Genomic DNA, 22,593 nt, shown 5'->3' on the forward strand with positions numbered 1-22,593 from the left:
GAGGCGCAGGAAGCCGCTCAGGACTGGGCCCTGCGGCACACCGGGCTGACCGGCCACGACCTGTTCCGCCGGGTGTGCACCGACCATGCGCGCGTCACGCGCCCGACCGCAGGGCCGTCTCACGATCCGGGCGGGGTTGGTCGAGAAGGGGAGGGATGGTAATAATCCCTTCCATGCGCAAGCAGCTGAGCTTCCTCTTTACCTATGGCACCGGCCGGTCCGGTCGCCATGGGTCCTCGTGATGCTCGCTTGAGCCGCTGACTTCCCAGAGCGCCCCGGTCCGACAGGACCGGGGCGCTCTCGCGTTTCCGCTCCTGACGGCACTATCCACAGGAGAACCGCCATGAGCACGATGACCACCACCACGATCGCCACCACCCCCGAGCAGCTGATCGCCGACTCCCGCGCGCGCATCGACGCCATCGACGACCGGATCATCGGTCTGATCCAGGAGCGGATGGCCGTCTCGACTGTCATCCAGGAGGCCCGGATCGGCTCCGGTGGCCGCCGGGTGCACCTGTCGCGCGAGATGGAGGTGCTCTCCCATTGGAGCGATGCTCTCGGGAAGCCCGGCACCTCCCTCGCCATGACCCTGCTGGAGCTGTGCCGCGGCCGCGTCTGAGGTCGGGTCCGAGGCCGTCGCCGCACGAGCCCGTCCCGCGGGCGGTTGTTCGTCACCCGTCCGAAGGCGTGACCGGCCGCCGGCCGCCTTCGTTGATGCCGGTGGCCGCGCCTGCCAGGCGCGGTCGGCACCACCACGCGTGGCTCCACGGGAGCGATGAGGCGTACCGCCCGACGGGTGTGCGTCGTGGGACCTCGCTCCCGCGTGACCGGACGGCAGGGGACAGCAGCCCGGTCACCCAAAGGAACGGCCGGCCCGGGGGACGCCCCGGGCCGGCCGTTCCGTCGTCACGTCAAGACGTGCGCGCGGACCGCTGGCCGCGGGCGCCCCGCCGGCGGACGGCCACGTACAGCGCGCCGCCCGCCGCGACCAGTGCCGCCGCGCCGACCGCGAGCGGCCCGACGGTGCTGCCGGTCGAGGCCAGGTTGCCGCCCTGCGCGGTGGTGCCCGTACCGGTGCCGCCGGAAGCGGTCGACGTGGACGAGGGGCTCGCTGACGCGCTCACGCTCGGGGACGGGGACGGGGACGGGGACGGGCTGCCGCTCGTAGACGGGCTCGGGCTCGGGTCGGTGCCCGTGCCGCCCTTGGCGTTGATGACGACGGCGGCCGTGTTGTCCGCCGCGTTCGGGTCGAAGGCGTGCGGTCGCGGCGCGTTCGCGCCCCAGTCGCCGACGGTGACGGAGCCCTTGGCGCCCGCCACGACCTTCTCGATCTTCAGGTCGAAGGGGTAGACCACCTTCTCGTTCTCGCTCACCCGGCTGCCGAGCGCGCACTCGTAGCGCGGCGCGCCGAGTTGCTCGGCGCGCTTGGTGCCGTCCGCGTCGACGGCGAGGCACTCCTGCGGCTTGCGGGTGACCTTGGCGCCCTCGGGGACCACGACGACCGTGCGGGCCAGCGAGTCGGCCGGGAGCGCGGCGCGGATCCAGGCCGGCCCCTTGTTCTCGAACGTGAAAGCGGTGCTGAGGGTGTCGTCCTTCTTGCCCTTGAGGGACACCGGGCTCGTCGCGAAGTCGGCGGTGTTCTGGGTGTGGAAGGCGAACTCGCGCCGATTGTCACCGGGGTTCAGGTCCGTCGCGCGCAGCGGCGCGGACGCGGCCGGCGCGCTCTTCGCGGGGGTGGCGGTCAGCGTGCGGCCGGTCGCCGCCTTGCCGCTCCACGACGCGGCCTTCGGCTCGTCGCCGGCCGGGTGGATGCCGTAGACGAGCGAGTCGTCGTAGGCGTGCCGGGTCGCCTTGATGTGGAGCGGGCTGTCGCCGGCCAGCTCGTAGACCGCGCCGGGGACGAAGTCGCCCTCGACGGCGCAGAGCACGGTGGTCAGATCACCGGCGGTGCGGGTGCGGCAGTTGTCGTAGGTCTCGACGAGCTCCATGCCGCGCGTGGTGCCCAGCTCCAGGACCACTCCCTTCGCCGCCTGCGTGCCCGCGTTGGCGAACACGAGCGGCAACGGCTGGCTTTCGCCCGGCGTGAGGTCCTTCTTGAGCTTCATCTCCCGCATCACCAGGTCGGGGCCGCCGACACTGATCTTGGTGGTGAGGGGGGTGATGGTGGCCCCCGGGGTCTCGCCCGTCACCGTGATCTCACCGGTCGCGCCGTTCGCGGCTCCCTTGGCGGTGGCCACGTCCAGTTCCAGGCCGACGGGAAGACCGACGTAGGCGCACTCCAACCCGCCGTCCTTCTCCGTGCAGTGGTGCTCGGGGCCACTGGTGTGCTCGCGCACGGTCGCGACGCCGGCGACCTTGCTCAGGTCGACCGTGAACAGGCCCTTGAAGGAAGGGGCGGGGGTGGCGGGCCGGTCGAGGCTGATGCTCAACCGCTGCTCCCTGGCGGAGCCGCCGTCCACCGGCAGTGGGAGGTCCAGGGCGGCGGGGCCGACGAGCGGAAGGACGGGATCCGCGGCGTTCGCGGGGACGGCGGCCGTGCCCAAGGCCACCAGGCCGCAAGCGGCCAGCAGGGAGATGCGCTTTCTCATGTTCCCCTGGACCCCCGAACGCGCGGCGCGGTTGCCCGCCCCACTGTGTGATGGACACCACAGCCTCCCCGGCGCAATTCCGCTACAACCTTCTACGTCGGCCACCGGTCACTCATGTGTGTCGGGCGGGCACCGCGCTCGGAGGGGGAGCGCGGTGCCCGCCGCTTTCATACGGGGCTCCCGTGCGGTCAGTTCCCGGGTTCCGTTTGCCTGGCGGGAATCTCGGGCACCGCGAGGAACGGCAGCCGCAGCGCGCCGAACGCCTCCTCGGGAACGGCCGGGGCGACCGGTTCCACCGCGGCGAGCCGGACGTATCCGGCGCCCTGCGCGGGCCGCGGGTCCGGCTCGCCCTTGTTGGGCCAGTAGGACATCGCCCGCTCCGCCTGTGCCGTGATCGTCAGCGACGGATTGACGCCGAGGTTCGCGGAGACCGCCGCGCCGTCGACCACCGAGATGCCCGGGTGCCCGTACAGCCGGTGGTAAGGGTCCACGACGCCTTCCTCGCGGGACGCGCCGATGGGGCAGCCGCCGAGGAAGTGCGCGGTCAGCGGGGTGCCCATCAGCTCGCCGACGTTGCTGCCGGGGAAGCCGTTGATCTCCTCGGCCAGCAGGGTGGCGGCTTCGGTGGCTTCCGCGATCTGCACCGGGTTGGGGGCGCCGTGGCCCTGGCGGGCCGTCAGCAGGCCCTTGCCCAGGCCGCCGGGCTTGCGGTAGGTGGTCAGGGAGTTGTCCAGGGACTGCATGACCAGGCCGATGATGGTCCGCTCCGACCAGCGATGGTTGGAGAGGGAGCGCAGCAGTTGGACGGGGTGGGTGGCGGTCCGGGCGAACCAGGCCCGTACCCGGTGGGTGTGGTGGGGGACCTGGAGGATGGTCAGGAACCCCATGGCGTTGGAGCCCTTGCCGTAGCGGACGGGCTCGATGTGGGTGGCCGCGTTCGGGTGGACGGACGAGGTGATGGCGACGCCCTTGGTGAAGTCGGCGCGGGCGGCGGCGCCGTGGCGCCGGCGGTAGCGGCGGTCGTCGGTCTGGGCGCCGACCAGACCCTCGGAGTTGGTCCGGGTGAGGTCGCCGAGCCGGTCCGAGATGCCGGGCAGTTCGCCGCGGTCCTTCATCGCGTGCAGCAGGGTCTGGGTTCCGTAGGTGCCCGCCGCGACGACCACGTACCGGGCGCGCAGCACCTTGGCCCTGCCCCGGCGCCGGCTGTCGGTGGGGACGGTGCGCACGCGGTGGCCGCCGTCGGGGTGTTCCGAGAGCGCGGTGACGGTGGTCATGGGGTGGATGACTGCGCCCGCGCGTTCCGCGAGGTGGAGGTAGTTCTCGGTGAGGGTGTTCTTCGCGCCGTGGCGGCAGCCCGTCATGCACTCGCCGCATTCGGTGCATGCCGTGCGGGCTGGGCCGACGCCGCCGAAGTAGGGGTCGGGTACCTCTTCGCCGGGCCGGACCTTGCCGTTTCCGCCGGCGTCCTCGCCGTCGCCGAAGAAGACGCCGACGGGGGCCATGTGGAAGGAGTCCCCGACGCCCATCTTCTCGGCGACGGCCTTGAGGTGGACGTCGGAGGGGGTCATCGTCGGGTTGAGCCGCACACCGAGCATCCGCTTGGCCTGGTCGTAGTACGGGGCGAGTTCCTCGCGCCAGTCGGTGATGGAGGCCCACTGCCGGTCCTCGAAGAAGGCGGTGGGCGGCACGTAGAGGGTGTTGGCGTAGTTGAGGGAGCCGCCGCCCACCCCCGCGCCCGCGAGCACCATCACGTTGCCGAGCAGGTGGATGCGTTGGATCCCGTACAGCCCGAGCGCCGGTGCCCACAGGTAGTTGCGCAGGTCCCAGCTGGTGCGGGGCAGGCTCTCGCGGGTGAAGCGGCGTCCTGCCTCCAGGACGCCGACCCGGTACCCCTTCTCGGTGAGTCGCAGTGCCGAGACCGACCCCCCGAAGCCCGATCCGATGACGATGACGTCGTAGTCGTAGTCGTAGTCATGCTCGTGGTCGTGCTCGTGGCCGTGGCCGTGGCCGTGGTCGTACGACACTGCCGTGCCTCCCGATCGGTGCTGCTAGCGCAGGTGGAGAGCCTTCATGATCTTGAGGCTGCGGGTCATGAACGCGGCGTACTTCTCGTCGTCCATGCCCAGCGACGGCGCCATCGGCAGCAACCGCTGGTGGGCCACGGTCTGGGCCTCGGTGTACTTGAGGATGCCCTCGGAGCCGTGCCGGCGGCCGAGGCCGGATTCCTTCATGCCGCCCATGGGCGACTGGGCGCTGCCGTACGCCGGGGCGTAGCCCTCGTTGATGTTGACGGTGCCGGTGCGCAGGCGGGCGGCGACAGCGTGGCCGCGGCGGGCGTCCTTGGTCCAGACGCTGGAGTTGAGCCCGTAGGGGGTCGCGTTGGCCAGGGCGACGGCCTCGTCCTCGTCGGTGAAGCGGTAGATCGAGACGACGGGGCCGAAGGTCTCCTCCCCGCACACCGCCATCGGGGCGTCGACGCCGTCGAGGATGGTCGGCTCGTAGAAGAGCGGGCCGATGTCGGGGCGGGCGACGCCGCCCGCGACGAGGGTGGCGCCCTTGGCGACGGCCTCGTCCACGTGCCGGCGTACGGTCTCCAGCTGACGTTCCCCGACGAGCGAGCCCATGTCGGCCCCGTACGCGAGGGAGTTGCCGAGCCGCATGGCCTTCGTGCGGGCGGCGAACCGTTCGACGAACGCGTCCGCGACGGAGGCGTGGACGTAGAGCCGCTCGATGGAGATGCACAACTGGCCCGCGGAGGAGAAGCAGGCGCGGACGGCGCCGGCGGCGGCCTTCTCCACGTCGGCGTCGTGCAGGACGAGCATGGCGTTCTTGCCGCCGAGCTCCAGGCTGACGCCGACGAGGCGGGCGGCGGCGCCCTGGGCGACCTCGCGGCCGGTACGGGTGGAGCCGGTGAAGGAGACGTAGTCGGCGTGGCGGACCACCTCCGGGCCGACGACGGGGCCGTCGCCGAGCACGATCTGGAACACCTCGGCGGGCAGTCCCGCCTCGATCAGCAGGTCACGGGCCCACAGGGCGGTGAGCGCGGTCTCCGTGTCGGGCTTCATGACGAGTGCGTTGCCGGCGACGAAGGCGGGCAGCGCGTCCCCGACGGACAGTTCGAGGGGGTAGTTCCAGGGGGCGATCTGGCCGACGACGCCGCGCGGCTGGCGCAGCTCGGTGACCTTGGTCAGCGTCGGCATCGCCCCGGTGTGGCCCTTGGGACGGAGGTAGGACGCGGCCTTGCGGCCGTAGTGGCGGGCGCCGACGGCGACGGCCTGCACCTCCTCGTGGGCGTGCAGGCGGGCCTTGCCCGTCTCCAGCTGGATCAGGTCGAGCACCTCGGCCTGTCGCTCCAGCACGAGGTCGTGGAAACGGAGCAGGACGGCCGCGCGTCGGCGTACGGGCACGGCGGCCCAGGCTCCCTGCGCGGCCCGCGCCCGGTCGAAGGCCGTGGCCACGTCCTCGGGGGTGGCCTCGGGGAGGTCCGCCAGCTTGGCTCCGGTGAAGGGCGAGTGGTTGGCGGTGCGGCCGGAGCCGATCACTCCGCGGGTCAGCCGGGCGACCAGGTCGGGCGTCACCACGTCGGCCGCGGTACGGGCGCCGGCCGGGGCGGCGGCGACCGGGTTGGTGGGCTGCGGAGCGGAGCGGAGAGGGGCGGAGAGGGCCTGCGAGTCCGTCATGGCGGTGAGCGTATGCCGCCCCGGGGCCTTTGGGTACCCGTCGGTAACCGGATTTTCCCATTTCCGCCAGTGTCCGCCGGCAGGATGACCGGCCGGCGCCGTTTCAGCCCGCCTTGGGGACGGGCTGCCAGCCGCTGAGCACCGTGTCGAACTGCTGGCGGGTCGTCGCCCAGTCGGCCGCCGGCCCCGACATGTAGACCGCGTACTCGACCTCGTCCGGCGTCACGTACATCTGCTCGACGGCCCGGCGCGGTCCGGCCTGGGCGCCCTTCTCGGTCCAGCTGAAGTCCCACAGGGCCGCCCGGGTGGTGCCCCGGAAGGTGTTCCCGTGCAGGTCGTGGCGCTTGTAGTCGGTGCGCTCGCGCAGCTGCTTCTCCAGGTCGAGCAGGTGCGTGTACGGGTTCGGCCAGTCCGGGCTCTTGTCGACGGCGATCCGGATGAAGTGCTTGCCGCCGTCCGGCGTGTAGTCGATCTGGTCACCGTCCATCCGGCGCGACCAGTCGTTCGGGACGAAGAGCGAGAAACCGGCCGGGTCGACGACCTTCTTCCAGCCGGCCGGCGGGGCAACGGCATCGTTGTCTTCGTCCTGCTGCCCGTCCGGCGCGCTCGCGTTCTTGTCGGAGCCTCCGCCCCCGTCGGTGGCCTGCGTGTACTTGAGCACGCCGAAGACCCCGCCGCCGCCCAGCAGCGCCGCCACCAGGGCGACGACGGCGGCACGCCGGATGCGGCCCCCCACCGGATTGCCGGACGTCGGGGCCGGTCCGGGCGGCGGCTGTTCGGCGAGGTGCGCCGTCCGCGTCTCCGGCGCCGCTCCCGCCGCGCGCTCCGCCCGCGCCTCCTGGGCGGGAGCCAGCTCGTCCGTGGTCATCGCGCGGGTGGGCACGTAGGCCTGCGCCGCCTTCGGCTCCCGGCCCTCCATCGCCTCCAGCAGCATCCGCTCGGCCTCCTGCGCCGAGGGCCGCTCGGCGGGGTCCTTGCGCAGCAGGGCGGTGATGACGGGACCCAGCGCGCCGGACTGGCGCGGCGCGGGCGGCTCGTCGTTGACCACCGCCTGGAGGCTGGAGATCGGCGAGGTACGGCGGAAGGGCGAGCGCGCCTCGACAGCCGTGTAGAGGGTGGCTCCCAACGACCACAGGTCGGAGGCCGGGTCGGGCGCCCCTCCCGTGACCCGCTCGGGGGCCAGGTAGTCGATGGAGCCGACCAGTTCACCGGTGCGCGTGATCGAGGTGTCGCCCTCGATCGCCGCGATCCCGAAGTCGGTGAGCAGGACCCGGCCGTCCTTGGCGAGCAGCACGTTGCCCGGCTTCACGTCCCGGTGCAGGACGCCGACCGCGTGCGCCGCGCGCAGGGCGCCCAGGACGTGCAGTCCGATCCGGGCCGCCTCGCGGGGCTCGATCCGGCCGGCCGCCTTGGCCGCCTCGGCCAGCGAGGGACCGTCGATGTACTCCATGACGATCCAGGGCCGGTCGTCGTGCTCCAGGACGTCGTGGACGGTGACCACCGCCGGGTGCTGGATCCGGGCAGCGGCCCGGGCCTCCTTCTGCGTCCGGGCGTGCAGCACGTCCCGGTCCGCCTGCGCGACGTACAGACCCGCCGTCAGTTCCTTGACGGCCACCGTACGGTGCAGCAACTCGTCATGCGCGCGCCACACCTTGCCCATGCCGCCGCTGCCGATCGGCTCGACGAGCCGGTACCGGCTCGCGAGCACCGCGCCCGCACCTGTCTGCTGTTCCACGAAACCCCGCCACTCTGTGCACTTCGGGCCAGATTACGGAGCCCCGGGCGATGCTCCCACCGCGCGGGGGCGGTAAGACAGCACTGTGACGGAATCGCCGTACTGATGGCCCGTCAATCCCCGTTCAGCCACCGGTTCGGTAACTCGCCGTGGCCTTGTCGAAGACCTCGGTCACCTTGCCCTCCTCGTCCTGCGGGCCCGTCACCAGCACCACGTGATAGGTGCCGCCGAGCGCGACGACGAAGTTGCGCGCGACGACGGACCGGCCCGCTGAATCGATCCACGTGTACCGGCCGGTGGCCCGCAACTGGTTGCCGACCTTCGTGGTCTTCACGTCACCGCCGCTCGCCCAGGTGGAGGAGCGGTACGGGGACAGTTCCGGTTCCTTGTCCTTCTGGTACGTCGCCGGGTCGGGGCTGCCCTCCACCTTGTCCCGACCCGGCACCACGGTCAGCGTGAACTGACCGTCGCTGTACCGGACCTGGCCGGCCTCGTTGATGCCCCGACGCTCCCAGCCCTCGGGGACGGCGATCTCGAAGTGCTCGGGGTCCTGCTGCGTCGTGTACCCGGGCGGCGCCGGGGCCGTGGTCTGCGGGGCCGGCCGGGACTCGGGGCTGCCCGAGGGTGCCCCGGCGCTCGCCTTCGGCGGGGCCTGGCTCGGCGGGGTCGTCGTGGGCGCGCCCTGGGCGGCCGGCGGGGGCTTCGTCGTCCCGGGATCGGCGGAGCGGGGCATGAACAGCAGCGCGTACGCCACCGCTGCGGCGAGGAGCGCGAGGATGGCGACCAGCAAGGTCCGCCCCAGGGAGCGCGGGGCGCGGGCGGTGTCCGCGCTGCGGTGGCGGCCGTGCAGGTCCCCGCGCCGGCGCACGACGGGCAACCGCGCCGGGTCCGGCTCGGGCATCGGCAGCATCCCGAAGCCGGCGTCCGGCTCGGGCGCGGACCGGACCAGGGACCGCAGCCAGCCGCGCAACTCCTCGAAGTCGGGCCGCTCCGTGGGGTCTTGGCGCAGCAGCGACTCCACGATCGGGCGCAGCGGGCCGCACTCCTCGGCGAAGGCGGGAGGCTCCGCGCACACCATCTCGACCAGCTCGGAGACGCTGTCCTCGGGGTACGGGGCGTGGCCCTGGACGGCGCGGTACAGCAGCGCGCCGAGCGCCCACAGATCGGTGGCGGGGCCGACGGGCGGGGCCAGTTGCCAGTGGCCGTGCACGGAGCCGGCCTGTTCGGGTGCCCACCGCTCGGTGACGGCCCCGACGACGGCCATCCGGGTCTGCCGCGCGCGCTCGGCGTCCAGGCCGGTACGCGGGCCGCCGGCCCAGCCGGGCCCGGCTGGGGGCATAGGGACGGGGGCGGAGTCGGAGGCCGGGTCGGGGTCGGGGGCTTCGGCCTGGTGGTAGCCCTGGGGCAGGGCGAGTTGCGCGGGGAGCGCGGGCCGGGCCGGGGGCAGCTCGGCGCGCTCGGGCCGCGACTCCGCCGGGTGCCGGGGGCCGGACTCCGGGTCGGGGTCGGGGTCGGGGTGGGGCCGCGTATCGCGGTCGGGCTCGGGGCGGCGGGGGGTGGCGCCGTGCCAGGCGCCGGCGGTCGTGTCCGGTCCGCCGTACGGGTACGCGTACCCCTGCGGCAGGTTCGAACCGCCGGGGAGGGCCTCCGGGAGGGCTTGCGGCAGGGCTTCCGGCAGGGCGGCGCCGGCGGCCCGGCGCTCCTCGTCGACCCGGGCGGCGGCGGCCCGCGCCCCGGCCCGGTAGGCGGCGATGGTCCCGGCGCGGGCGGCGGCCTGCCGGTCGGGCCCGTCCTGCGACGGCGGTTCGGGGTGCGCGTCCGGGTGGATGTGGTCGGAGTACCGGGGGCCGGTGTCGTATCCGGGCGCCACGAGCGGCGCGTAGACGGGGGCGTACGGCTGCGCGTCGGAGCTCGCCCCGAACGCCTCCGCCCCGGGACCGGGCGCGTACGGCTCCGCGTCGGTACCGGAGGCATACGGATTCGCCTCGGCCGCAGGCGGCAACGGCTCCGCGCCGGGGTCGGGGGCGTACGGATTCGCCTCGGGGTCCGGGCCGTACGGCTCGTCCGCGCGCGCCCCGGTGGCCGGAGTGTCCCATCCCGCCCCACCGCCACCGCCGGCACCGCCCCCGCCGCCACCGACACCGCCGTCGGAACTGTCGGGCACCGGGTCGTATCCGCACAGGGCCTCCTCGGCGGCGCCCGCCGCCAGGCCCGTCAGGACGACCCGCCCGTCCTCGCATATCAACACGGTCCGGACGGTGATGTTGCGGTGGGTCCAGCCGTGGGCGTGCAGCACCCGCAGCGCGGTCAGCACGTCGGAGGCCACTTCCGCCGCCCGGTAGGGGCTCAGCGGCTCATCGGCGATCAGGGCGGCCAGCGGCCTCGCCGGGACCAGTTCGCTCACAATCCACAGCGACCCGCCCTCCGCGAACACGTCGAAGACCTGGTCCAGCCGCGGATGGTCCGGCACCGAGGCCGCCGCCTGCGCCGCGGCGATCGCCCGGCGCACCGCCGGTAGTTCCCCGGACGAGCGCCGCCCGGCCACCGGCCCGCGCGTCCCGTCCAGCAGCTCCGCGTCCACGACCTCCGGCAACGGCACCTGCCGTACCAGGACTTCCTGTCCGCTGCGTGTGTCGAAGGCGCGCGTCTCGACCAGCTCGTACTCGTCCGACGGCGGCAGCGGCAGACGGTAGCGGTCCGCCAGGATCCGCCCCGCGTAGTCCTCCACTCCGCCTCCCCCGAGTGCGCCGGGCCCCTTTGGTCCCCGCGGACACGATACGTCGCCCGGAGCTCCCGCGTCCCGGGTTGACGAGGGCCGCCCCGGACGGGGCCGTCAGGCGGTCAGCCCAGGATCTGGAAGGTCTGGAACGCCGTGTCGCGCAGCTGCGTGCACTCGGGACCGTCCCACTGGTCGGCCGGGCAGCTGATCATGATGGCGTAACCGTGTTTGGCGTCGGCCCTGAAGCCCCGGTTGAGCACGCGGACCCGGGTGCCCTGCTGATCGCGTTCGAACTCCCAGTCGGCGACGGTCGGGTAGTCGCGGTAGCCGACGGTGTCGATCCGGCGCAGGTGGTAGCCGTTGCTGCTCGACGCGACGGCCGGCGCCAACTCGACCCAGGCGAGGCGGGCGTCCTTGCCCGGGCTGTCGGTGAAATCGACCTGGATGCTCGGGAAACCGCCGTTGCGACTGAAGATCGCACCGGAGTCCGTGCCGGCGGTCCCGGTCTGGTGGAAGCCCTCGGGCATGGCCATGGAGAAGTGGAACCGAAGGTTGGTCACCTGAGCGTAGCCGGCGGGCAGTGCGCCGCCCGGGGATCCGGGAGAGGCGCCCTGCCCCTGGCTCTGGCCCTGCCCGGGGTTGGGTGACGCGTCGTTCGCCGCGCCCCCCGGCGACGTGCTCGGGGTCGGGGTCGGGGTCGGGGTCGGGGTGGCGACCGTCGAACCGCCGGCCGAGGTGCGGGGGCTCGGCGTCCGGGAGGCGGACGGCTGCGGGCCGCCCTTGCCCTGGTTCTTGTGGCCGTCCGCGTCGTCATCGCTCAACGCGTAGGCGATCAGCGAGCCGACCAGGGCGAGCACGACCACCAGCCCGGCTATCGCCAGGGCTATGGTGCGGGGCGCCATCACATCGGTCAGCGGTGCCACGGCCTTCGCGGGCCGCGCCGGCGGGGCCTCGGCGGCCGAGGCCGCGGCCGCCTCCGCGGCGGCGGCCTTGCGGGCCGCCTTCAGCGCGGCGCGGGCCCGCTCTCGCTGCTCCCGCTCACGCCGCTCGCGTTCCTTCTTCTCCGCTTTCGCCGCGGCGGCCTCCGCCGCCTTGGCCGCCTTCTCGGCCTTCTCCGCCTTCTCGGCATCCGCCTTGTCCGCCGCCGCTTGGGCGTCGGCCAGGGATATCGCCCGGGTCTGCTCGACCGCCGGGGGCAGCACCTCCGGGACGGGTTCGGGCTCGGGGGCGTCGATGACGGCGGTGAGCATGGCCCGCGCCCGCACCTCGTCGAGGCGCTGGGCGGGGTCCTTGGCCAGCAGCCCGTAGATCACCTCGGTCAGCGGCCCGGCGTTCTTCGGCGGGTCCACCTGCTCGGTCATCACGGCGGTGAGGGTGGCGAGCGCGGACCCCTTGTCGTACGGGGGCACTCCCTCGACGGAGGCGTACAGCAGGCCGCCGAGCGACCACATGTCGGCGGGCGGGCCGGGCTTGTAGCCGCGGGCGCGCTCGGGGGAGATGTAGGAGGGGGCGCCGACGAGCATGCCGGTGGAGGTGATGGAGGGGTCACCCTCGACCTGCGCGATACCGAAGTCGGTGAGGACGACGCGGCCGTTGTCGGCCATGAGCACGTTGGACGGCTTCACGTCGCGGTGCAGGATGCCCTGGCGGTGGGCGGCACTCAACACGTCGAGCACCGCGAGCCCGACCTCGGCCGCCCGACGGGGGGTCAGGGCGCCGTGCTCGCGGATGAACTCCGCCAGCGAGGGGCCCTCGATGAGCTCCATGACGATCCACGGGCGGGCGTCCTCGTCGACGACGTCGTAGACGGTGACGGCGCCGCCACTGCGGATGCGGGCGATGGCCTTGGCCTCGCGGAGGGTACGGGTGATGAGCCGGCGCTTCTCGTCCTCGTCGACCCCGTTGCCGAAGCGGAGTTCCTTGACGGCGACCGTCCGGCCGAGGATCTCGTCCTCGGCGCGCCACACGGTCCCCATCCCGCCCTTGCCGAGTACGGCGCCCAACCGGTACCGGCCGGCCAGCAACCGCCCCCGGTCCCGGCCCGCGCGCTTCGCCTCGTCCGGCTTCCCGTGGGCGGCGCCGGGCTCGGCGTCGGCCGCGTTCGCCGCCACGGACTCGGCACGCCCCGGGTTCGTCGGCGCCGGGACCGCCTTCGCGGGCTCCGTAGCGCCCGAGCCCGGCTTCGCCCCGACTCGGGCCGCCTTGCCCGGATCCGCCTTCGCCCCCTGCGGCTCGGCGTCCGCGGGTACATCGACCGACGCCCCGGCAGCCGCCGGTTTCACTTCCGCGGACCCGGCGTCAGCACGCTTGGCGTCCGCCGGCTCCTCAGACACGGGCTTCCGTGCAGCCGGGACCGCCTTCGCATGGGCCGCCTCGTCAGCCCGCACCCCGTCCCGAGCCGCCTTGCCCAGATCCGCTTTCGGACCCCGCGAGGCCTCAACCGGCTTGCCGTCAACCGGCTCCTCCGGCCCGGGCTTCCGCGCAGCCGGAACCGCTTTCACGGGGGCCTTCACGGGTCCCGCCTCCGCCGGTTCCACCGTGCCCGAACCCGGCTTCGCCCCGGTGGGCCCTGCCTCGGTGGACTTCACGTCGGCGGGCTCGCCGCCCTCCGCCTTCACACCGGTTGCCCCGGCCTGAGCGGGCTTCGCGTCTGCGGACTCACCGCGGACGGGCTCGGCGTCGGCGGGCTCGGCGTCGGCGGGCTCGGCGTCATCCGCTTTCGCCGCCGCGCGCTCCGCCTTCACGGGCGCAGCCTCGTCCGACCGCACCGCGTCCCGGACCGCCTTGCTCAGGTTCGCCTTCGCGCCCAGCGCGGCCTCAACCGGCTTGCCGTCAACCGGCTCCTCCGGCACGGGCTTCCGCGCAGCCGGAACCGCCCTCGCGGGGGCCTTCGCGGGGGCCGGCTTCGCTCCGGACCCCGCCTCGCCCGCACCCCGATTCGCAGCGGCAGCATCTCCGGCGGCAGCTTCCCCGGCGGCAATGCCACCGGCAGGCGATTCGGTGTGATCCGGCTTCGACATGCGTCCCCTCTGCGATCGTGCAGCCTGCCCCGGCTGCCCCGGCAGCCGCCGGGGGGCACGGTAAACCGCCCCGGCAGAAACCTCATTGTTGCTCACTCCGCAACGGACGGGCGCCCCGGGTCCGCGGTTCCCCCCTCCCGGATCCCGGAGTTACAACGGAACGATGTCGGGCGCCCCGAGCCGCGCCGCGTCCGCCGTCTGGTCGTCCGGCTGGCGCTGCGATTCCCGCTCGGCCTCCACCCGCTTCTCGTAGTGCTCGACCTCTTTCTCGATCTGCTGCTTGTCCCACCCCAGGACCGGAGCCATCAACTCCGCGCACTCCCGCGCCGATCGCGTCCCCCGGTCGAACGTCTCGATCGAGATCCGCGTCCGCCGCGTCAGTACGTCCTCCAGGTGCCGCGCCCCCTCGTGCGAGGCGGCGTACACCACTTCTGCCCGCAGATAGTCGTCCGCACCCGGCAGCGGCTCCCCCAAACCCGGATCGGCCGCGATCAGGTCGAGCAACTCCTCCGTCAGCGAGCCGTACCGGTTCAACAGGTGCTCCACCCGCACCACATGCAGGCCCGTCCGCCCGGCGATGCGCGCGCGCCCGTTCCACAGCGCCCGGTACCCCTCCGCGCCCACCAGCGGCACGTCCTCCGTCACGCACTCGGCCACCCGCTGGTCCAAGCCGTGCACGGCCTCGTCCACCGCGTCCTTCGCCATGACCCGGTACGTCGTGTACTTGCCGCCCGCGACCACCACCAGCCCCGGCACCGGGTGCGCGACCGTGTGCTCGCGCGAGAGCTTGCTCGTCGCGTCGGACTCGCCCGCCAGCAGGGGCCGCAGGCCCGCGTACACGCCCTCGACGTCGTCCCGCGTCAGCGGCACCGCCAGCACCGAGTTCACGTGCTCCAGCAGGTAGTCGATGTCGGCGCTCGACGCCGCCGGATGCGCCTTGTCGAGGTCCCAGTCGGTGTCCGTGGTCCCCACGATCCAGTGCCGGCCCCACGGGATGACGAACAGCACGGACTTCTCGGTGCGCAGGATCAGCCCGGTGGAGGAGTTGATCCGGTCCTTCGGTACGACCAGATGGATGCCCTTCGACGCCCGGACGTGGAACTGACCGCGCTCCCCGATCAGCGCCTGGGTGTCGTCCGTCCACACGCCCGTCGCGTTGACGATCTGCTTGGCGCGGATCTCGTACTCCCCGCCGCCCTCGACGTCCCGGACCCGCGCGCCGACCACCCGTTCGCCCTCGCGCAGGAACCCGATGACCTTCGCCCCGTTGGCGCAGTGCGCCCCGTACACGGCGGCCGTGCGGACCAGAGTCGTCACGTACCGGGCGTCGTCCATTTGGGCGTCGTAGTACTGGAGGGCCCCCACGAGCGCGTCCTTGCGCAGGGCGGGCGCGATCCGCAACGCGCGCTTGCGCGAGAGGTGCCGGTGGGTCGGCAGGCCCCGGCCGTGGCCGCTGGACACCGACATCGCGTCATAGAGGGCCACGCCCGAGCCGGCGTAGAACCTCTCCCAGGCCGCGTGCTGGAGCGGATAGAGGAACGGGACGGGCTTGACCAGGTGCGGGGCCAGCCGTTCCAGCAGCAGGCCGCGCTCTTTCAGGGCCTCGCGGACGAGCGCGAAGTCGAGCATCTCCAGGTACCTGAGTCCGCCGTGGATCAGCTTGCTCGACCTGCTGGACGTGCCGCAGGCCCAGTCCCTGGCCTCCACCAGTCCGGTCGAAAGGCCCCTCGTCACGGCGTCGAGGGCGGTTCCGGCGCCGACCACGCCCGCGCCGACCACCAACAGGTCCAGTTCGCGTTCGGCCATTGCGGCGAGCGCCTCAGCGCGCTGCGCCGGTCCCAGTGTCGCTGTCCTCACGGCTGCCTCCCGTTGGTGCGGGCGAACCCGCTCGATGCGGGCGAACCCGCCTGCCGCGGGCGTACCCGTACACATCCCCGTCCACGATTCTCACCGGCCGCTCCCGACTCGGCCACCGCCTGTGGACAACACAACGGTAGCCATCCCCTCGGAATGCGACATTTCTGTCATATATATGCCTAGTCTGACATTGCGCCGGCTCCAATCACCACAGACCGGATCATCCGCATTCCGGGTCATCCGCGGACTTGCGCGCGCAGCCCGCTCATGTAAGGGAAGGGAAGGGACGGCTACCCCCATGCCCGCAGATCTCGCCGTCATCGGACTCGGCCACCTCGGCCTCCCCCTCGCCCAGGCGGCCGTCGCCGCCGGAATCGAGACAGTCGGCTACGACAGCGGTCCGGCCACGGACAGCACCCTCACCGCCGCCGAGATCCGCCGCATGTCGGCGGCCGGCTTCCGGATCACCACCAACCCCGCCGAGCTGGGCCGGGTCCGCACCGCCGTCATCTGCGCCCCCACCCAGCTCGGCGCCGACCGGGCCCTCGACCTCTCCGCCGTCGGCGAGGCCGGCCACACGCTCGCCGCCCGGCTGCGGCCCCACACCACCGTCATCCTCGAATCCGCGGCCCATCCGGGTGTCACCGAGGACTACCTGCTGCCGATCCTCGAAGCCGGCTCCGGACTGCGCGCCGGCCGGGACTTCCACCTGGCCTACTCCCCCAGCCGCCTCGACCCCGGCAACCGCACCCACGGCATCGCCAACACCCCCAAGGTCATCGGCGGTCTCACCCCCGCCTGCACCGAGTCGGCGCACGCCTTCTACGCCCGCATCACCGAGAAGGTCGTCCGCGCGCGGGGCCTGCGCGAGGCCGAGACCGTACAGCTGCTGGAAACCAACTACCGGCACGTCAACATCGCCCTCATGAACGAGATGGCGGTCCTCTGCCACGACATCGGCGTCGACCTCTGGGACGTCATCCGGTGCGCCGAGACCAAGCCGTACGGATACCAGGCGTTCCGCCCCGGCCCCGGCGTCGGCGGCCACGGCATCCCCCTGGACCCCACCTACCTCCCCCACACCACCCGCACCCCGGGCCACCCGCTGCGCATGGTCGGCCTGGCCCAGGAGATCAACACCCGGATGCCGCAGTACGTCATCCAACGCTCCGCCACCCTGCTGAACGAGCACGGCAAATCCGCGCGCGGCGCCCGCGTCCTGCTGCTCGGCGTCACGTACAAGCCGGACCTCGCGGACCAGGAGGGATCCCCGGCCCCGGAGATCGCGAGCCGGCTCATCGACCTCGGCGCGCTGATCAGCTACCACGACCCGTACATCTCGGGTTGGCGCGTCCGGGACCGGCCGGTCCCCCGGGCCGAATCGTTGTACGAGGCCGCGGCCAACGCCGATCTGACGATCCTGCTCCAACACCACCGCACGTACGACCTCCAAGGTCTCGCGGTGAAGGCCCAGTTGCTCCTCGACACCCGTGGCGCCAGCCCCCCGGGCGCCGCCCACCGGCTCTGACACGCCGCCAAATCCCCCCACCGGATGTCGGAGCGGCCTGCTGGCCTGCGGCGTCGCTTATCTCGCACTTACGTCCCTGGGACGTACATGCGTACGCATCCCTGGGGGGATTTCTTCATGAGTCAGCAGTTCCAGCCGCCCGCGCCCTCGTCGTACACCGAGGCGCCGACCCCGGCCCCGACCCGCCCGGGCAACCTCGGCCTCGGTCTCGTCGCCGCCGTCGTGGCGGCCCTGGTCGCGGCCGGCGTCTACGGCGGCATCATGCACGCCATCGAGCGCCAGATCGGCTACGCCGCCGTCGGCGTCGGCCTGCTCGTCGGCTACGCAGCCGGAAAGCTCGGTGGCCGCAACCCCGTCCTGCCCGTGGTCAGCGTCGTCCTGTCGCTGGGCTCCGTCTATGCCGGCCAGCTCTTCTTCACCGCGCTCGTGATGGCCGACGTCAACCACGTCGGCCTCGCCGATGTGCTGGACCAGGTCGGCATCGGCGGCGTGAACGACGTCTGGAAGGAGTCGGCCGAGATGGTCGACTACCTGTTCCTGGCGATCGGCGGCTTCATCGCCTTCGGCGCGGCCAAGAAGTCCGCGGCCTGACCCCGGACCACGCACGCCGCAGGGCCCGGCTCCCCCGATGGGGGAACCGGGCCCTGCGGCCGTACGGGGTGCGGAAGCCGCTCAGCGGCTGTGCTGGGAGTCCGCGACCGTGACCTCGACCCGCTGGAACTCCTTGAGCTCGCTGTAGCCGGTGGTGGCCATCGAGCGGCGCAGCGCACCGAAGATGTTCATCGAGCCGTCCATGGTGTGCGACGGTCCGGTGAGGATCTCCTCGGTGGTGCCCACCACGCCCAGGTTGACCTTCTTGCCGCGCGGCACGTCCTCGTGCACGGCCTCCATACCCCAGTGGTTGCCCTTGCCGGGCGCGTCCGTGGCACGGGCCAGCGGGGAGCCCATCATCACGGCGTCCGCGCCGCACGCGACGGCCTTGGGGATGTCCCCGGACCAGCCCACACCGCCGTCGGCGATGACGTGCACGTAGCGGCCGCCGGACTCGTCCATGTAGTCGCGGCGGGCCGCGGCCACGTCCGCGACGGCGGTGGCCATCGGGACCTGGATGCCGAGGACGTTGCGCGTGGTGTGCGCGGCGCCGCCGCCGAAGCCGACCAGGACGCCCGCGGCGCCGGTGCGCATCAGGTGCAGGGCCGCCGTGTACGTCGCGCAGCCGCCCACGATGACCGGCACGTCGAGCTCGTAGATGAACTGCTTCAGGTTCAGCGGCTCGGCGGCGCCGGAGACGTGCTCCGCCGACACCGTGGTGCCGCGGATCACGAAGATGTCCACGCCCGCCTCGACGACGGCCTTGGAGAACTCGGCGGTGCGCTGCGGGGAGAGCGCGGCGGCGGTGACGACACCGGAGTCGCGCACCTCCTTGATGCGCCGGCGGATCAGGTCCGCCTGGATCGGCGCGGAGTAGATCTCCTGGAGCCGACGGGTCGCGGACGCCTCGTCCAGCTCCGCGATCTCGTCGAGCAGCGGCTGCGGGTCCTCGTAGCGGGTCCACAGTCCTTCGAGGTTCAGCACGCCGAGGCCGCCGAGCTCGCCGATGCGGATCGCGGTCTGCGGGGAGACCACCGAGTCCATGGGGGCGGCCAGGAAGGGGAGCTCGAAGCGGTACGCATCGATCTGCCAGGCGATCGAGACCTCCTTCGGGTCCCGCGTACGCCGGCTCGGGACGATGGCGATGTCGTCGAACGCGTACGCCCTGCGGCCGCGCTTGCCGCGCCCGATCTCGATCTCAGTCACGTGTGGTGGCCTTTCCTCTGGGTCTGCCCGTCCAGTATCCCCGAACGCCGGCGGCCCGCGTTCCGGTGACCGCTGTACGGACGCATGACGCCGCACGGACGCACGGCGAAGGGGCGGCCCCGCCGTACGCGGGTCCGCCCCTTCATGGAACCGATCAGCCCTTGCGGGAGTAGTTCGGCGCCTCGACCGTCATCTGGATGTCGTGCGGGTGGCTCTCCTTGAGGCCCGCCGAGGTGATGCGGACGAAGCGGCCCCGGTCCTGCAGCTCGGGGACCGTACGACCGCCGACGTAGAACATCGACTGGCGCAGGCCGCCGACCAGCTGGTGAACGACCGCCGACAGGGGGCCGCGGTAGGGCACCTGGCCCTCGATGCCCTCGGGAATCAGCTTGTCGTCGCCGCCGACGCCTTCCTGGAAGTAGCGGTCCTTGGAGAAGGAGCGCTGGTCGCCGCGGGACTGCATCGCGCCGAGCGAGCCCATGCCGCGGTACGACTTGAACTGCTTGCCGTTGATGAAGAGCAGCTCGCCCGGGGACTCCTCACAGCCCGCGAGGAGCGAGCCGAGCATCACGGTGTCGGCGCCGGCGACGAGTGCCTTGGCGATGTCACCGGAGTACTGGAGGCCGCCGTCGCCGATGACCGGGACGCCCGCGGCCTTCGCGGCCAGCGCCGCCTCGTAGATGGCGGTGACCTGCGGGACGCCGATGCCGGCGACGACACGGGTGGTGCAGATGGAGCCCGGGCCGACGCCGACCTTGATGCCGTCACAGCCGGCGTCGATCAGTGCCTGGGCGCCGTCGCGGGTGGCGACGTTACCGCCGATGACATCGACACCGGAGTTCGACTTGATCTTGGCGACCATGTCGCCGACCAGGCGGGAGTGGCCGTGGGCGGTGTCGACGACGATGAAGTCGGCGCCCGCCTCGATCAGGGCCTGGGCGCGCTCGTAGGCGTCGCCGGCTACACCGACGGCCGCGCCGACGAGCAGCCGGCCGTCCTTGTCCTTGGCGGCGTTCGGGTACTTCTCGGCCTTGACGAAGTCCTTGACCGTGATGAGGCCCTTGAGGATGCCCGCGTCGTCGACGAGCGGCAGCTTCTCGATCTTGTGGCGGCGCAGCAGCTCCATGGCGTCCACACCGGAGATGCCGACCTTGCCCGTGACCAGCGGCATCGGGGTCATGACCTCGCGCACCTGGCGGCTGCGGTCCGACTCGAAGGCCATGTCGCGGTTGGTGACGATGCCCAGCAGCTTGCCGGCCGCGTCGGTGACCGGGACGCCGGAGATGCGGAACTTCGCGCAGAGCTGGTCGGCCTCGCCGAGCGTCGCGTCGGGGTGGACGGTGATCGGGTCGGTGACCATGCCCGACTCGGAGCGCTTGACCAGGTCGACCTGGTTGGCCTGGTCCGCGATGGAGAGGTTGCGGTGCAGCACGCCCACGCCGCCCTGGCGGGCCATCGCGATGGCCATGCGGGCCTCGGTGACCTTGTCCATGGCCGCGGAGAGCAGCGGGACGTTCACCCGGACGTTGCGGGAGATGAGGGAAGAGGTGTCGATCTCGTCCGGCGCCATGTCCGACGCGCCCGGCAGCAGCAGGACGTCGTCGTAGGTCAGTCCGAGCGTGGCGAATTTGTCGGGCACTCCGTCGGCGGTCATGACACCTTCCCAATGGTCTTGCTCAGCGCGGATGTCCATGCTAACGGGATCGTGAGGCGTCTCATTCCACTACCAAGGTCAACCGGCACTTTCGTCGGTTCCTACGACCGGTGGCGAAACGTTCCCTCTTGATCGGTACGGCTCGACTTCGACTCGACCACGACACGGTGACGGCTCGGCCACGGACTCGACTACTGCTCGGCCAGGGCCCGCAACCGACTGAGCGCCCGGTGCTGGGCCACCCGGACCGCGCCGGGGGACATGCCGAGCATCTGCCCGGTCTCCTCGGCGGTCAGTCCGACCGCCACCCGCAGGACGAGCAGCTCGCGCTGGTTCTCCGGAAGGTTGGCCAGCAGCTTCTTGGCCCAGGCGGCGTCGCTGCTGAGCAGCGCGCGCTCCTCGGGGCCCAGCGAGTCGTCGGGCCGTTCCGGCATCTCGTCGGACGGGACGGCGGTGCTTCCGGGGTGGCGCATGGCGGCCCGCTGGAGATCGGCCACCTTGTGCGCGGCGATGGCGAAGACGAACGCCTCGAAGGGGCGGCCGGTGTCGCGATAGCGCGGCAGCGCCATCAGGACGGCGACGCACACCTCCTGCGCGAGGTCCTCCACGAAGTGACGAGCGTCACCGGGAAGCCGCGACAGACGGGTACGGCAGTAGCGGATGGCGAGCGGGTGCACGAAGGCGAGCAGGTCGTGCGTGGCCTGCTCGTCGCCCTCCACCGCGCGTCGTACGAGCGCGCTGACAGCCCCGGCACCGCCGCCTTTGGCGGCGTCCGTGGGGCCGGTGGCCGTGGGTGACCCCTGGGCCTCGTCGTCGCGCATCGATCCATGGTGCCTTGGCGCGGGACCGTTCGTGGCACCGCGGCCCTGGTTGTGCGTCGAAGCGTTATGAGCGGGTGCGCCGGAACTCATGGTGTGCGCCCTCCCCTCCGCTCGGCCCGAATGATCCCTGAGGCCACATCTTCGAAAATGCGGCACACCCTCAAGGATGCGGCATCGCGCCCGAAGCGACACGTCCCCCGGATTGTGCCCCGCCAACCCCCGCTTGCGCAGCGGGTACGGCGGGACACTCTGGGTGGTCCGCCGTCAGCGGACCAGGCCCCAGCGGAACCCGAGTGCCACCGCGTGCGCCCGGTCCGAGGCGCCGAGCTTCTTGAAGAGCCGGCGGGCGTGCGTCTTGACCGTGTCCTCGGAGAGGAAGAGTTCGCGCCCGATCTCCGCGTTGGAACGGCCGTGGCTCATGCCCTCCAGCACCTGGATCTCGCGCGCGGTGAGGGTGGGCGCGGCGCCCATCTCGGCCGAACGGAGCCGGCGCGGAGCCAGTCGCCAGGTCGGGTCGGCGAGCGCCTGGGTGACCGTGGCCCGCAGTTCGGCGCGCGAGGCGTCCTTGTGCAGGTAACCCCGGGCTCCGGCGGCGACCGCGAGGGCCACGCCGTCCAGGTCCTCGGCGACCGTCAGCATGATGATGCGGGCGCCCGGGTCGGCCGAGAGCAGCCGGCGGACCGTCTCCACACCGCCGAGGCCCGGCATCCGTACATCCATCAGAATGAGATCGGAGCGGTCGGCACCCCAGCGGCGGAGGACTTCCTCGCCGTTGGCAGCCGTCGTCACACGCTCGACGCCGGGCACGGTGGCCACCGCGCGACGGAGCGCCTCTCGGGCAAGCGGGGAGTCGTCGCAGACGAGGACGGAAGTCATGACCGCCCTCCGCAGCTGATGCGCGTCACCTTGAGCCTCCAGGCTGGTACGTATCGTCACCTGTGCGGTCGATGCCCCCGGACACCTGTCCGAGAACTTCTTGGTTCAACCGCCTTCGCACTCTCAACGATGGTCACTCGAAAGAGTTACGGGTCGGACGGACACCTTCGGCACTCTACGTGAGGACGCGATCACGGCGCAGGAGCCACGAGCCCCCCGTCCTCCATCTGGAGCTATGACCTATTTGGCGGCTTTCCTTCCGTTCGCCATGTGTCTGAGGCTAGATTCCCAATGAGTCATATTTACATCTACTAC

The 22,593-nt window shown here is 72.4% G+C and carries 14 protein-coding genes; 3 read left to right on the top strand and 11 right to left on the bottom strand.

The window, feature by feature from the left end:
* The first annotated feature begins 343 nt into the window (after nucleotides 1–343).
* Nucleotides 344–622, top strand: a complete 279-nt coding sequence (locus ABZ934_RS13760; RefSeq protein WP_361312352.1) for a chorismate mutase — start codon at nucleotides 344–346, stop codon at nucleotides 620–622.
* 292 nt (nucleotides 623–914) lie between these two features.
* Here the strand turns inward: ABZ934_RS13760 and ABZ934_RS13765 are convergent, their stop codons facing one another.
* From ABZ934_RS13765 to ABZ934_RS13795, 7 genes are all read right to left on the bottom strand, one after another.
* Entirely contained in the window at nucleotides 915–2,591 is a 1,677-nt protein-coding gene (locus ABZ934_RS13765; protein ID WP_361312354.1) for a peptidase, read from the bottom strand.
* 188 nt (nucleotides 2,592–2,779) lie between these two features.
* On the bottom strand, nucleotides 2,780–4,615 hold the full coding sequence (locus ABZ934_RS13770; RefSeq protein WP_361312356.1) for a GMC family oxidoreductase: 1,836 nt from the start codon (nucleotides 4,613–4,615) through the stop codon (nucleotides 2,780–2,782).
* A 24-nt stretch (nucleotides 4,616–4,639) separates the two neighbouring features.
* Complete coding sequence (locus ABZ934_RS13775; RefSeq protein WP_361312357.1) at nucleotides 4,640–6,271, bottom strand: succinic semialdehyde dehydrogenase; 1,632 nt, start codon at nucleotides 6,269–6,271, stop codon at nucleotides 4,640–4,642.
* Between the two features lie 103 nt (nucleotides 6,272–6,374).
* The gene (locus ABZ934_RS13780; protein ID WP_361312359.1) at nucleotides 6,375–8,006 is read right to left on the bottom strand and encodes a serine/threonine-protein kinase; all 1,632 of its coding nucleotides are present in this window, start codon (nucleotides 8,004–8,006) and stop codon (nucleotides 6,375–6,377) included.
* A gap of 124 nt (nucleotides 8,007–8,130) precedes the next feature.
* Nucleotides 8,131–10,734 (bottom strand): serine/threonine protein kinase, encoded by a 2,604-nt coding sequence (locus tag ABZ934_RS13785; protein ID WP_361312360.1) that lies wholly within the window; start codon nucleotides 10,732–10,734, stop codon nucleotides 8,131–8,133.
* A gap of 113 nt (nucleotides 10,735–10,847) precedes the next feature.
* Nucleotides 10,848–13,577 carry a protein kinase gene (locus ABZ934_RS13790; protein WP_361312362.1) on the bottom strand — a complete coding sequence of 910 codons (2,730 nt, stop codon included), beginning with the start codon at nucleotides 13,575–13,577 and terminating at the stop codon, nucleotides 10,848–10,850.
* Nucleotides 13,578–13,895: 318 nt separating this feature from the next.
* Nucleotides 13,896–15,602: a glycerol-3-phosphate dehydrogenase/oxidase gene (locus ABZ934_RS13795; RefSeq protein WP_361312364.1), complete on the bottom strand. Its 1,707-nt coding sequence runs from the start codon at nucleotides 15,600–15,602 to the stop codon at nucleotides 13,896–13,898.
* A 298-nt stretch (nucleotides 15,603–15,900) separates the two neighbouring features.
* Here ABZ934_RS13795 and ABZ934_RS13800 point away from each other — a divergent pair, with 298 nt between their 5' ends.
* Nucleotides 15,901–17,130 carry a nucleotide sugar dehydrogenase gene (locus tag ABZ934_RS13800; protein ID WP_361312365.1) on the top strand — a complete coding sequence of 410 codons (1,230 nt, stop codon included), beginning with the start codon at nucleotides 15,901–15,903 and terminating at the stop codon, nucleotides 17,128–17,130.
* A gap of 117 nt (nucleotides 17,131–17,247) precedes the next feature.
* Entirely contained in the window at nucleotides 17,248–17,721 is a 474-nt protein-coding gene (locus ABZ934_RS13805) for a hypothetical protein (RefSeq protein WP_361312367.1), read from the top strand.
* Between the two features lie 81 nt (nucleotides 17,722–17,802).
* On the opposite strand, the gene ABZ934_RS13810 is transcribed toward ABZ934_RS13805, so the two are convergent.
* The 4 genes from ABZ934_RS13810 to ABZ934_RS13825 all read right to left on the bottom strand — a co-directional run bounded on the left by ABZ934_RS13810 (nucleotide 17,803) and on the right by ABZ934_RS13825 (nucleotide 22,278).
* Nucleotides 17,803–18,927 (bottom strand): GuaB3 family IMP dehydrogenase-related protein, encoded by a 1,125-nt coding sequence (locus ABZ934_RS13810; protein ID WP_361312369.1) that lies wholly within the window; start codon nucleotides 18,925–18,927, stop codon nucleotides 17,803–17,805.
* A gap of 154 nt (nucleotides 18,928–19,081) precedes the next feature.
* Entirely contained in the window at nucleotides 19,082–20,581 is a 1,500-nt protein-coding gene (gene guaB / locus ABZ934_RS13815; protein WP_361312370.1) for an IMP dehydrogenase, read from the bottom strand.
* Nucleotides 20,582–20,772: 191 nt separating this feature from the next.
* Entirely contained in the window at nucleotides 20,773–21,402 is a 630-nt protein-coding gene (locus tag ABZ934_RS13820) for a sigma-70 family RNA polymerase sigma factor (protein WP_361312372.1), read from the bottom strand.
* A 264-nt stretch (nucleotides 21,403–21,666) separates the two neighbouring features.
* Nucleotides 21,667–22,278 (bottom strand): response regulator transcription factor, encoded by a 612-nt coding sequence (locus ABZ934_RS13825; RefSeq protein ID WP_003948568.1) that lies wholly within the window; start codon nucleotides 22,276–22,278, stop codon nucleotides 21,667–21,669.
* Between the last annotated feature and the right edge of the window lie 315 nt (nucleotides 22,279–22,593).

It is taken from the genome of Streptomyces sp. NPDC046557 (genome assembly GCF_040645975.1).
GTDB lineage: Bacteria > Actinomycetota > Actinomycetes > Streptomycetales > Streptomycetaceae > Streptomyces.